Origin of the sequence: Massilia sp. Root335, from assembly GCF_001425685.1 — a bacterium.
Classification (GTDB): Bacteria; Pseudomonadota; Gammaproteobacteria; order Burkholderiales; family Burkholderiaceae_D; genus Telluria; species Telluria luteola.
In genome coordinates this window covers 95,163-107,777 of record NZ_LMCY01000005.1, presented here as the reverse complement: position 1 = coordinate 107,777, position 12,615 = coordinate 95,163, and the positions used below count along the sequence as shown (strand labels likewise).

At 65.0% G+C, this 12,615-nt stretch carries 8 protein-coding genes and 2 tRNA genes; 5 read left to right on the top strand and 5 right to left on the bottom strand.

All coding sequences use genetic code 11. The features are described from left to right. The first annotated feature begins 67 nt into the window (after nt 1–67). Complete coding sequence (locus ASC93_RS04685; protein ID WP_056437832.1) at nt 68–1,690, top strand: catalase; 1,623 nt, start codon at nt 68–70, stop codon at nt 1,688–1,690. A gap of 89 nt (nt 1,691–1,779) precedes the next feature. On the opposite strand, the gene ASC93_RS04680 is transcribed toward ASC93_RS04685, so the two are convergent. The 5 genes from ASC93_RS04680 to ASC93_RS04660 form a co-directional block, all read right to left on the bottom strand. After that, nucleotides 1,780–2,676, bottom strand: coding sequence for a recombination-associated protein RdgC (locus tag ASC93_RS04680; RefSeq protein WP_056437827.1), 897 nt, complete (start codon nt 2,674–2,676; stop codon nt 1,780–1,782). Nucleotides 2,677–2,765: 89 nt separating this feature from the next. Next, entirely contained in the window at nt 2,766–3,842 is a 1,077-nt protein-coding gene (dinB, locus tag ASC93_RS04675; RefSeq protein ID WP_056437823.1) for a DNA polymerase IV, read from the bottom strand. Nucleotides 3,843–3,956: 114 nt separating this feature from the next. Further along, a complete protein-coding gene (locus ASC93_RS04670) occupies nt 3,957–5,603 on the bottom strand; it encodes a S8 family peptidase (RefSeq protein WP_056437820.1) in 1,647 nt (548 codons plus the stop codon). A 150-nt stretch (nt 5,604–5,753) separates the two neighbouring features. Continuing rightward, entirely contained in the window at nt 5,754–7,595 is a 1,842-nt protein-coding gene (locus ASC93_RS04665) for a S8 family peptidase (protein WP_056437817.1), read from the bottom strand. Nucleotides 7,596–8,070: 475 nt separating this feature from the next. Then, a complete protein-coding gene (locus tag ASC93_RS04660; RefSeq protein ID WP_056437813.1) occupies nt 8,071–10,293 on the bottom strand; it encodes a TonB-dependent receptor in 2,223 nt (740 codons plus the stop codon). A 353-nt stretch (nt 10,294–10,646) separates the two neighbouring features. Here ASC93_RS04660 and ASC93_RS04655 point away from each other — a divergent pair. The 4 genes from ASC93_RS04655 to ASC93_RS04640 all read left to right on the top strand — a co-directional run bounded on the left by ASC93_RS04655 (nt 10,647) and on the right by ASC93_RS04640 (nt 12,605). Continuing rightward, nucleotides 10,647–10,722: transfer RNA gene (locus ASC93_RS04655), tRNA-Val, on the top strand. Nucleotides 10,723–10,764: 42 nt separating this feature from the next. Continuing rightward, nucleotides 10,765–10,841 (top strand) — tRNA-Asp (locus ASC93_RS04650). A gap of 61 nt (nt 10,842–10,902) precedes the next feature. Continuing rightward, nucleotides 10,903–11,976: a hypothetical protein gene (locus ASC93_RS04645; RefSeq protein ID WP_056437809.1), complete on the top strand. Its 1,074-nt coding sequence runs from the start codon at nt 10,903–10,905 to the stop codon at nt 11,974–11,976. Then, nucleotides 11,973–12,605, top strand: a complete 633-nt coding sequence (locus tag ASC93_RS04640) for an ATP-binding cassette domain-containing protein (protein ID WP_229412594.1) — start codon at nt 11,973–11,975, stop codon at nt 12,603–12,605. The genes ASC93_RS04645 and ASC93_RS04640 overlap by 4 nt, the downstream gene beginning before the upstream one ends. Nucleotides 12,606–12,615 lie beyond the last annotated feature (10 nt).

Genomic DNA, 12,615 nt, shown 5'->3' with positions numbered 1-12,615 from the left:
GCCGGGCGCTGCGCGCGGTCGCCAGTTCCTATAATGGTTTTCCCCACGAACCTGAGGAGCCATTGCGATGAGCGAGCAGCGCCCCACCCTGACCACGCGCCAGGGCCATCCCGTCCGCGACAACCAGGCCATGCGTTCCGTCGGCGAACGCGGTCCGGCCACCCTCGAGAACTACCAGTTCATCGAAAAGATCACCCACTTCGACCGCGAACGCATCCCCGAGCGCGTGGTGCATGCGCGCGGCACGGGCGCGCATGGCTACTTCGAAGCCTACGGCAAGATCGGCGACGAGCCGGCCGGTAAGTACACCCGCGCCCGCGTGCTCAACGAGACAGGCGTGCAGACGCCCGTGTTCGTGCGCTTCTCGACCGTGATCGGCGCCAAGGACTCGCCGGAGACGGCCCGCGATCCGCGCGGCTTCGCCGTCAAGCTCAAGACGGTCGACGGCAACTGGGACCTCGTGGGCAACAACCTGAAGGTCTTTTTCATCCGCGACGCGATCAAGTTCCCGGACATGATCCACGCCTTCAAACCGGACCCCGTCACGAACCAGCAGGAGCCGTGGCGCTTCTACGATTTCATCTGCAGCCATCCGGAAGCGCTGCACATGGTTACGTGGGTCAAGAGCCCTTGGGGCATCCCGGCCAATTACCGCGAGATGGAAGGCTCGGGCGTCAACACGTATAAACTCGTGAACGACCAGGGCATCGCCCACCTCGTCAAATTCCACTGGCAACCGAAACAGGGCGTGCGCAACCTGACGAGCCAGCAAGCGGCCGAAATCCAGGCGCACGACACCAGCCACGCCACGCGCGACCTGTACGATGCGATCGAGCGCGGCGAGTTTCCGGAATGGGAATTCTGCGTGCAGGTCATGAGCGACGGCGAACATCCCCAACTCGACTTCGACCCGATCGACGACACCAAGCGCTGGCCGGAAGACCAGTTCCCGCTGCTGCCCGTGGGCCGCATGGTCCTGAACAAGAACCCGGACAACGTCTTCGCCGAAACGGAACAGTCGGCCTTCGGCACGGGCGTGCTCGTCGACGGCGTCGACTTCTCGGACGACAAGATGCTGCAGGGCCGGACGCTGTCGTACTCGGACACCCAGCGCTACCGCATCGGTCCGAACTACCTGCAACTACCGATCAATGCCCCGCAAGACAAAGCCATGGCGCGCACGAACCAGCGCGACGGCCAGATGACGTTTTATGTCGACGGCGGCGGCGAAGAAAAACACATCAATTACGAACCGAGCCTGCTGGGCGGCCTGGGTGAAGCGCCGCAGCCGGACAAGGATTATCACCAGCACGTCGAGGGCCACCTGGGGCGCTACCAGACAAGCCGCACGGCCGACGACTACCGGCAAGCGGGCGAGCGCTACCGCACGTTCGCGGACTGGGAGCGCGACGAACTCGTCAACAACGTCGGCGGCGACCTCAGGAAATGTCCCGACGTGATCCAGCTGCGCATGGTGTGGCATCTGTGGCATTGCGACGAGGACTATGGCCGCCGCGTGGCCGAGGTCGCCGGCATCGATCTGGACCAGGCCAGGGCCCTGCAGCCGCTGCCGGGCAAGCCGGCGCCGGGACAGCGCCGCGAGACGCCGACGTACACGGGCGGCCAGCCGGAAACCGGCGGCGGCAAGAAGGAGCCGGCGACCACGGAGGAAGTGGCGGCGGCGAAATAAAAGCAAAACGGCCCGGACATGCATCCAGGCCGTTTTGTTGGCGCGGCACGATCGGTGGGCACGGGGTGCCCACCATGCACACCGCCAAATTACGCCTTCGCCTCGCCGCCCAGCGCCTCGACCAGATCCGCCAGCATCTTGGCCAGCTCGCCGGTCATCAGCATGACGTCGTTGTCGAAGCGTTCGTCATCGCTGTAGGTGATGGTCTCGTTTTCCTTGATCACGTCCAGCGGCTTGATGCCCTTGACGGCCAGCTGCTCGGTCAGCACGAGCGAGATGCGGCTGTTCCACGTCATGGCCAGGCGCGTGCACTGCTTGCCGGCGGCGATGTGGCGGCGGATGTCTTCCGGGTCCAGCGAGTGCTTCACGTAGCGCACGGCGGCCTTGCTTTCGCCCGTGGCGCGCAGTTCCGTGTCCTGGTCGATCGTGAAGTTGTACGGCGCCTCGTCCGATTCCAGCCAGCCCGTCATCACGGCGACCGGCGAGCGCTGCACGCGCAGCGATTCGAGCGGCATCTTGTCGACGGCCTTCAGCAGCAGCTTGATGACGTCGTCGGCCTTGCTCGGACTGGCCGCGTCGACGATGAGCCAGCCGTTGACCGGGTCGATCCACGTCCACACGTTGCCGCGGATCGAGAAGGCGCGCGGCAGCAGCTCGTCGGCCACGCGTTCCTTGAGTTCCTTCATCGCCTTCTTGCCCGGCGGGAAGCCCTGCTGCTCTTCCAGCTCGGCGGCCCTGGCCTTGGCGACCTGGTTGATGACCGAGCTCGGCAGCAATTTCTTTTCCGTGCCCAGCATCATGAGCATCTGCTTGTTGACGACGTGGACGAGCTTGCCGTTGCCGCGTGGCGAATCCCAGCCCTGGCGCAGCAATTCATTGCTGCTGGCGGGCGTGAACGCCTGCGACTGCAGCGCCTCTTCCATCTGTTCAGGGGAAAAATTCCACGGTGCGGGCAGGCGGTAGATCTGAAGATTCTTGAACCACATAACGTTGCTTCCAGTTATCTCGATATTTCAAAGGAACGACATTCTACACGCTGACTGGCGGCAAAATTCACGTCGTTGGCGATGGTTTTTTAATGTGTTGCACGTTCGTCAAACAAGCTCAGCTGCTCGACCGTCTCCGTATCGCTGAGCCGCACGCCGACGCCCAGCAGGCGCACGGGACGGCTCGCGCGCAACCAGCCCGTCTCCATCAGGTGGCGGTACGTCTCCAGGTTCGGCGCGTAGCCGACGCACTCGACCGTCGTGCGCTGGAAATCGGCAAACTTAATTTTTACAAATAACTTGTTGATGAATTTTTCAGCATTATTGCGCTTGATCCGGCCCAGCAAGTGCTCGTACAGGTCGGGCAGCAGCGCGAGGCAGGCGGCCAGATCCGGCACGTCCGGCGTGTACGTCTCCTCCGTGCTGATCGATTTGCGCTCGCGCACGGGATTCACGTCGCGGTAGTCGATGCCGCGACACAAGTCGTGCAACCGCGTGCCGAACGAGCCGAAGTGTTGCTGCAGCTTGTCGATGCTCCAGTCGCGCAGGTCGCCGCAGGTTTGCGCGCCGAGGCTGTGCAGCTTGGCAGCCGTCACCTTGCCCACGCCGAACAATTTTTTCACGGGCAGCGCGGCAACGAAGGCGTCGACTTCGCCCGGCTTCACGAGAAACAAGCCGTCCGGCTTGTTCCAGTCGCTGGCGATCTTGGCCACGAACTTGTTCGGCGCGACGCCGGCGGACGCCGTGATGCCGACCGTCTCGGCAATGCGCCGGCGGATCTCCTGGGCGATCAACGTGGCGCTGCCCTTGCAGTGCGGCGAGTTGGTCACGTCGAGGTAGGCTTCGTCCAGCGACAGCGGTTCCACGAGGTCGGTGTAGTCGCGGTAGATGTCCATGATCTGGCGCGACGCGACCCGATACTTTTCCATGTTCGGCGGAATGAGGATCAGGTCCGGGCACAGCTTGACGGCTTGCGCCGTCGCCATCGCCGAGTGGATGCCGTAGCGGCGCGCTTCGTAGTTGCACGTGGCCACCACGCCGCGCTGCTCGGCCCGCCCGCCCACGGCCAGCGGCCGGCCGCGCAGGGACGGATCGTCGCGCATCTCGACGGATGCGTAGAAACAATCACAATCGCAGTGGATGATCTTGCGGACGTGGGCGTTCACGGTGACGGTCGCCCGCGCCGAGCGACTACTGTAATTGCATACAGTATCGTCGGATTGTGGGTTTAATGCAAGTGGGAACGCCGCCGCAGGACGCGGCGGCGGATGAGGCAGGTATTACTTCGTCGCGCTGGAGTAGCTGCACGACTTGACGATGCCGTGCGCCGGGTCGCCGAACACGGTGTTCGAGCACTTGACGGCGCTCGTGAACGTCTTCGTCACGAAGCTCGTGGCGGTGCCGTAGCGTACGTCGCGCGTACCGCTGAACGAGCACGTGCCGCCTTCGGTGGCGCACGTGGTCCAGGTCACGGCCGTCGTCGTCGGAGGCGCCGTGGTCGTGGCGGACGCCAGCGCCGCGTTCACGGCAGCCGCCGCATTGACGATGCCGGCGCCGCAGCCCGAGCACGGGGCGGGGAATGCGCGCGCCGTCGACTTCAGCTTGGCGGCCACGTCGTCCGGCGTCAGGTTCGGATTCGCCGCCAGCATCAGCGCAACGACGCCGGCCACGTGCGGGGTCGCCATCGACGTCCCCATGTACGCGGCGTAGCTGTCCGATGCCGGCGTCGTCGTGCCCGAGTTCAGGGTCGACAGGATGCCGGCGCCGTTGTCGCCGCCGGGTGCCGCGATCGTCACGTTGGTGCCGTAGTTCGAATACGACGCCTTGCCGCCCGCGCGGTTCGTCGCGGCGACGGTGATCACGCCGGCGCAGTTGGCCGGGTTGGTATTCGACGCGTTGGTGTTCGCGTTGCCGGCCGCGACGACCACCACGGCGCCGCGCGAACGGGCGCTGTTGATCGCGTTCTGCGTCGTCGTGTCGCAGGCGCCGCTGCCGCCCAGCGACAGGTTCAGCACGCGCGCCTTGTTGGCATTGGCCGGCACGCCGGTAACGGTGCCGCCCGACGCCCAGACGATGGCGTCGGCGATGTCCGACGTGTAGCCGCCGCAGCGGCCCAGCGCGCGCGCCGGGACGACCTTGGCGTTGTAGGCGATGCCCGCGACGCCGAGGCCGTTGTTGGTCTTCGCGGCGATCGTGCCGGACACGTGGGTGCCGTGCCAGCTCGAATTCTGGTCCGCGGCCGGGATGCCCGTGCCGCAGCTGCCGGCCGGTGCCCAGTCGCCCGGATCGCTGGCGTCCGCGTCGCGGCCGCCGCCGTCGTTGGCGACGGTGCTCGTGGAGATGAAGTCGTAGCCCTGCAGGATCTGGCCGGACAGGTCCGCGTGCGGACGGTAGCCCGTGTCGATCACGGCCACGTTGATGCCGGCGCCGGTCGACTTGTCCCAGGCGGCCGGCGCGTTGATGCCGCCGGTGGCCTCGTACAGGTCCCACTGCTGGGTGTAGCTGGGGTCGGTCGGGGTGGCCAGCGGGACCATGATGCGGTCCGGCTCGGCGTACTCGACGCTGGCGTCGCGCGACTTGAGCTCGGCGGCCAGCTGGCGCGCCTCGTCGAGCGACATCGTGCGGTTGAGTTGCAGGACGTTCGCGCCGTTCGCCGTCGCGCGCAGCGCGCGCAGGGTGGCGCCGTAGGTCTGGCCGGCGCGGTCGATCAGCGCCTGGCGCGCGCGGTCGATGCCGCGTGCCGCCACGCCCGTCTTCGACGTGTCGCCGTCGTCCTTGTACTTGACGATCAGGCGGTCCGTCTGGACCACGTAATGGGTGCCCAGGCCCGCGTCCTGGCCGGCGGCGCCGGCAACCAGCGGGGCGGCGGCGATCAGGGCCGCGGCACAAAGTTTCAACATCGGGGACATCGTGTGGCGCTGCGTCATGCTGCATCCTTTCCGGGAGTACCGAACTAAGCGAACTGGGCAGCGTAACGAAAAACGGCCCGCAACGGGCCGTTTTCGGGTTTTTTACAACAGGAAAATTTCAGTTAAGTGATTGAATTTTAACGGTAATTATTCCTGTTATAACAGGCGTTACCAAGTCAGCTTGAGCGTGTACTTGCCGCTGGTCGACCCGGTGCCGCCGGCGTAGTACACGACGCGCACATAGCGGGCCGACGTGCTCGAGCCCGTGTTCGACGACGTCGCGCTGTCCACCGAACCCGTACCGTTCTCGCTGTACGACAGCAAGGTGCCGGCGCTGTTGTAGATGTACAGGTCGTAGTCCGAGCTCGCGTTCGGCGTCATCGTCGCGGTCAGGGTCTTGCCGGCCGGCAGCTGGACGACGAAATAGTCCGAGTCGGTCGAGCTGCCCATCGTGCCGTTGACCGTCGTGCCGGACGTCGTCACGCTGTCGGCGGTGCTGACCGTGTTGTTCGACTCCGATTCCGAGATCGTCGTGCCGCCGCCGCCGGTGCCGGCAGCCGCATCGATCGCGGCCGAGGCGTCGACGATGCCGGCGCCGCAACCCGAGCAGCTGGCCGGGAACGGCCGTGCGCTCGACTTCAGGCGGGCTTCGACGTCGTCCGGCGTCAGGGCCGGGTTCTTGGACAACATCAGCGCAGCGACGGCCGCCACGTGCGGCGTCGCCATCGACGTCCCCATGTACGAAGCGTAGCTGTCGGCGCCCGGCGACGTGGTGCCGGCGTTCAGCGTCGAGAGGATGCCGGCGCCGGTATCGCCGCCCGGTGCCGCGACGTCGACGATGGTGCCGTAGTTCGAGTACGAGGCGCGGCCGCCGGAGCGGTTCGTCGCCGCCACTGCGATCACGCCGGCGCAGTTGGCCGGGTTGCTGTTGCTGGCGTTCTGGGACTCGTTGCCGGCGGCGACCACGACCACGGTGCCGCGCGAACGGGCGCTGTTGATCGCGTTCTGCGTCGTCGTGTCGCAGGCGCCGCCGCCGCCCAGCGACATATTGATCACCTGGGCGCGCGCCGCGATGTTCGGCACGCCGGACACGGTGCCGCCCGACGCCCAGATGATGCCGTCGGCGATGTCCGACGTGTAGCCGCCGCACTTGCCGAGCACGCGCACCGGCACGACCTTGGCGCCGTACGCGATGCCGGCGACGCCGGTGCCGTTGTTCGTCAGCGCGGCGATGGTGCCGGCCACGTGGGTGCCGTGCCAGCTCGAGTTCTCGGCCGGCTGGCCGCTGCCGCACTCGCCCGCCGTCACCCAGTCGCCCGGGTCGCTGGCATCGCTGTCGCGGCCGTTGCCGTCGTTCGACACGGCAGTATCGGAAATGAAGTCATAGCCGGCCAGGATCTGGCCCGACAGGTCGGCGTGCGGACGGTAGCCCGTGTCGATCACGGCCACGCGGATGCCGGTGCCGGTCGATTTGTCCCAGGCGGCCGGCAGATTCATGCCGCCGGTCGCTTCGAAGTAATCCCACTGCTGGCTGTACATCGAGTCGTTCGGCGTGAACAGCGGGTGCATCATGCGGTCCGGCTCGGCGTACTCGACGGAGGCATCGCGCGCCTTCAGGTCGGCGGCCAGCCTGGCGGCGTCGGCCAGCGACACCTTGCGGTCCAGCTTGAATACGCGGGCGCCGGTGGCGATCGAATGCGATTCCTTCACCAGCATGCCGAACTGCTGGCCGGCGCGGTCGACCATGGCCTTGCGCGATGCCGCCAGCGGCGCGGCGCTGCGGCTGATGGTCGCCATGCCTTTCGCGCTCTTGACGGCAACCGGTGCGCTCTCGTCCTTGTACTTGACGATGATGCGGTCGGTCAGGTCCGCGACGACCATCTGCTTCCCGGCGGGTGCGGCCTGCACGTTCGTGGGCGTCCCCGCGCCCGCGACGCCGGCGCCGAGACCGAGGACGGCCACGGCGCACAGTTTCAACATTGCCGGATACTTCGATTGCTGAGACTTCATGTTTATTCCTTTTAGAAAAACACAAAAGTTTGATTTTCCGCAGGCAGGATTGCCTGAGATCTAGTTGTTCGGCGTCATTTTGTGAGCACCGATTGCCCGTCTGAAAGCGGACACGGCAGATTAGCGCGAAAGGAATAACCGTGTAGAAATTTCACAATTGAATTCGATGTCTATACAACACATCGCCGATCTGATAGCGCTAAAACCTAGATTCTTCGGAAAAATGTGAACTCAACAGAAGAAGATATCGCCAATAAAACTGCCCGTGAATTAACAATGTACGGTGACTTTCTGGCGTTGCCCACAGATCCAATTTATGGGCGTTGAGATAGCTCAATCGTGTCGCACGACCTTCTCCGCAAGTTTGATCTGAAGTCGTCAATTCGGGGTCAGAGCCCGGTTTTTGGCACAATCTTTGGGGCAAAAAAAAGGCCGCGATCGCTCGCGGCCTTTCTGTCCAACGACTCGCTAAACCTTAGAAGTTGCCTTTGAACTGAACACCGTAGGTGCGCGGTTCGTTGGTGAAGCCCGTCAGGTTATTGAAGTCGATCGCACCGGTGATGCGGCGCTGGTCGAGGATGTTGCGGCCGAAGGCGGCCACTTCATACTTGCCGTCCGCCCAGATATAGCCCAGGCGCAGGCCGCCTTCCGTCAGCGGCTTGCCCGTAAACTCTTTCGCTTCGTACAGGAAGAAATTGATCTTCGAACGGTACGACCAGTCAGTGTAAACGTAGAACTCGCCATCGCCCACCGGCATGCTGTAGCGGGCGTTCAGGTTCATGATCCACTTCGGTGCCTGGGGCAGCGGATTGCCGTCGATCACGACGTTGCCGGCGGCGTTGAGCGGGTCGGTGATCGTGCAAGCTGCGCACTTGCTGAGCGACAGGCTCGGGTCACGGATTTCCGTGAAGTTGTACGAGGCACTGGCGCCGACGCGCAGGTCCGGAGTCACGAGGCCTTCGAAGTCGAATTCGGCGCCGCGGCCTTCGGTCTTCTTCGCGTTAATCAGCTTGGTGACGTTGGTGTTGCCGCCGACCACGGTCAGCTGCTGGTTCTTGACGTCGTAGTCGTACAGCGAGAACGCGACACGGGCACGGCGCTCGAACAGGTCGGCCTTGATGCCGCCTTCGTACGACGTGATGGTCTCGGCGTCGGCGACGGTGATGCCCACCGGAGCGAAGGTCGAGGCCGGCGCGATGCTCGGGGCACGGAAGCCGGTCGCGATGCGGGCGTACAGGTTCACGTCGGCATTCAGCTTGTACGTGCTCGACAGATCCCAGTTGATTTTGTCTTTGCTTTCGCCGACGCTGTTCGGGCCGACCGGAGTGAAGCCGATCGCGGTGACGGTGTGGAAGTCCTTCTTGTCGTCCGTGTAGCGGATACCGCCGCGCACCGACAGGGCGTCGTTGATGTTGTACATCACCGAACCGAACGCGGCCCAGGCCTTGTTGTTCTGCTCGCTGGACTGGCGCGACGTGCGGGCGCCGGTGGCGCTGCTGTAGCCGTCGCTGCCGCCCGTCACGTCTTCCTTGAAGTAGTACACGCCGGCCTGCCAGTGCAGCGAGCCCGCATCCTTCGATTCGACGCGGAATTCCTGCGAATACTGCTTCAGGTCGTCGATGAAGCCGCCCGTCTCGGACTGGAACGGGATGAAGCCCGGGCCTTGCGGCGTGCCGCCGTCGATGTCGCCGCGGCTGTAGTAATTGCCGACCGACTCGTAACCGGTGATCGAGTGGAAGAGGACCGGACCCAGGTCCCAGGTGATGCGGGCGTTGGCGCCGTTCGTCTTGAGGTTCTGGAAATTCTGGGCGTTGGTGACGATGCTGTCGAGGTCGTAGCCGTCGACGATGTCGTTCGTGCCCTTCTTGATCAGGTTCGCGCGGAACAGGCGGGCGCTGCCGGTGGTTGTGCGCTGGTGCACGTTGAACAGGGCGCTGAACGTGGTATCCGGCTTGTACAGGAATTGCACGCGTTCGGCGTGTTCGTTGTAGCCGTCCAGTTCGCCGGTCTTGTTCGTCTTCGCGATGTCGCTGTAGTTGTCGACGAAGTCGTCGCGGTGCTGGCGCAGGGTCGACACGCGCATCGCCCACTTGTCCGACAGCGGCACGTTGACCGCGCCTTCGACGTTGGTGGTGCCGTGAGTGCCGTACGACAGGTTGTAGTAACCCTCGACCTTTTTAAAATTCGGCTTTTCGGATTCGAATTTCACGACGCCGGCCGGGGTGTTGCGGCCGAACAGCGTGCCCTGCGGGCCGCGCAGCACTTCCACGCCGGCCAGGTCGAAGATCGGGAAGCCCTTGAGGATCGGGTTTTCCTGGACGATGTCGTCATAGACCAGCGACACGGGTTGCGACGCGAATTCCGAAAAGTCCGTGTTGCCGTAGCCGCGGATATAGAAACGCGGGAACGTGCGGCCGTTCGAGGACTCAACGTTCAGGCTGGGGGTTTTACCCGCCAGCAGGCGGATGTCTGCGCCGCCGGACACGAGCACGTCCAGCTTTTCGCCCTTGATGGCGGTGACGGACACCGGTACTTCCTTGATGTTTTCGGTACGGCGCTGCGCGGTCACGGTGACCGTCTGCAGTTGGGTCGCCTGCGCAGTCTGGGCCAGGGCCGCGCCGCCGGGTACGGCGGCCAGCGCCAGCAGCGCGCCGTGCGCGGCGAGGACGCGCTTGTGCATCTTGGACATCTTGATCATTGAGTTTTTCCTAGGGAAGAGTGAAAAAAACTGCCGCGTTGTCTCCGCTGTCTCTCCTGAGGCACCCGGGTAGGGCAGGCTGTGGGCCTCGGCAAACTCGCACCTGGTTGTTGATGTCTAAATATTGCCGGCGTGTAAAACGGCAATTGTCGATTATGTGTATATCCTTATGCAAGGAATACAGCCGGCCGCATACATCCTTACAACAGTTTGTTGTATATGAGAAAGTGGCACGCTGCATTCCTGTTCACTTTTTTCTGAAAAACCCTTGCACGTTTTTGAAGGGATACGCTATGATTCGGGCCTCTTCGGACGTGATGACAAACGTTGGCAAGAAACCGGAACAAAGTGACGGGCGCTTAGCTCAGTTGGTAGAGCGGATCCCTTACAAGGATTAGGTCGGGAGTTCGAGCCTCTCAGCGCCCACCAGGTTCCGGCAATTTGCAAAGTGAAGAACCGATCAGAGTAAACGGAGCGGTAGTTCAGTTGGTTAGAATACCGGCCTGTCACGCCGGGGGTCGCGGGTTCGAGCCCCGTCCGCTCCGCCAGTATCAAGAAAAAAGGTCCGATTCGTCGGACCTTTTTTCGTTTTATCTCCCTACTCTATCGATGACGCATCCCTACACCCGGTTCCGTCTCCGTCTCGCCCGCCACGCCCTGGCGCAACTGGCCGCGCGCCTGCGCGGCTCCGCCGAGATCGTCATGTTCGTGCTGGGTCCGACCCTCGTCGGCCTGCTCGCTTTTGCCGCCATGCCCGCGATGCTCGCGGCCGCCGAACCGCTGCCGCTCGCCCTGCCCCTGCTGTGCCTGCATGGTGTCGCGATGAGCCTGCCCGTCGTGCTGTTGCGGTCCCGCGTCATGCCCGCGCACGTGCGCGCGTGGCTGCATCCGTTGCCGGTGCCGCCCGGCCTGCTGCTGCGCGCCTCCGCCGTTGTCGCCACCCTGTTGACCGGGCCGCTGGGCCTCGCGTACGTGGCCTCGCTGGCGGTCTGGTTGTATCAACGTCCCGACTGGCTGGCGCCGCCGCGCGCCGTCGCCGGGACCGTGCTGTCCTTCCTGCTGACCTGGACGTGCGCCACCGTGCTGCTCGTACGCGGCGCCGGCCTCCCGCAACCTGCGCACCGGGCGCCGGCCGTTGCCGTTGCCGGCACCCACCCGCGCGCGTCCCGCATCGGCGCGCTGTACCTGTGGCGCCGGCTGTTCTGGCTGCCGCTGTGGCGCGGCACCATCGCCGGCGCGCGCCAGTGCGTGCTGCTGGCCGCCACCGCCGGCGCCGCCGCGCTGTGGATGATGGGGCCGCAGGCCATGCCGCGCGCGCTCGGCGCGGTGCTGACGAGCATCCTGCTGGTCTTGCTCGTGCACGACGCCGACCAGGCGCTGCGGACCCAGCTGGCACGCGTGCGGGTGCCGGCGGCCGGCTGGCCCATCGACGTTGCCGCATTGGCCCGGCACGCGCGTGCCATGACGTTGCTGATCCTGACGCCCGCGCTGGCCATGCTGACCGGCATCGGCTCGGCGGCCGGTGCGTGGCACGGCACGGCCGGCCACCTCTACCTCGCATTGGCCTGGGGCATTGCGCCGCTGCTCGTGCTGACGCCTCCCTTCACGGCACGCGGCCGCATGGCGCTCGTCGCGCTCGCCATCATGCTGTTGTGCGCCACCGGAAGCAAATTATGGGAATGAGTCCATCCGTCGCCGTCGAGAACCTCGGTTTTCACTTTGCGACGCGCAGCGTCTTCGTCGGGCTGAACCTGCAGCTCGGCCCCGGCCTCACCTGGCTGCGCGGCCGCAACGGCCGCGGCAAGACGACATTATTAAAACTGCTGGGCGGCGCGCTGGCGCCAAGCCGCGGCCACATCCGCCTGGACGGCCTGGACAGCGCAACGGATGCGCTCGCCTACCGGCGCCTGAGCTTTTATTGCGGCGGAGAAGCGCCGGCACTGGACTGGCTGACGACGCGCGAATGGCTCGAACTGCACCTGGCGCTCTACGCCGACGCCGACCGCGACGCACTGGGCCGCCACCTGGACGCTTTTCACATCGCCGACATCGGCGGCCAGCCGGTCGCGGGCCTGTCGCTGGGCCAATACAAGAAGCTGCAACTGGCGCTGGCGCTCGCCCTGCCGGCGCGCCTGCTGCTGGTGGACGAACCGTTCAACGGCCTGGACGTGCAGGCGGTCGACGTGCTGGAGACGGCATTGACGCGCCGCGCGCACGCGGACAACCGCTGCATCGTGCTGACGAGCCACCTGGACCTGCGCATCCCGCCCACGGCCACGCTCGACCTGGACGCGCAACCCGGTGTGCTGTGAACGCCGGCGG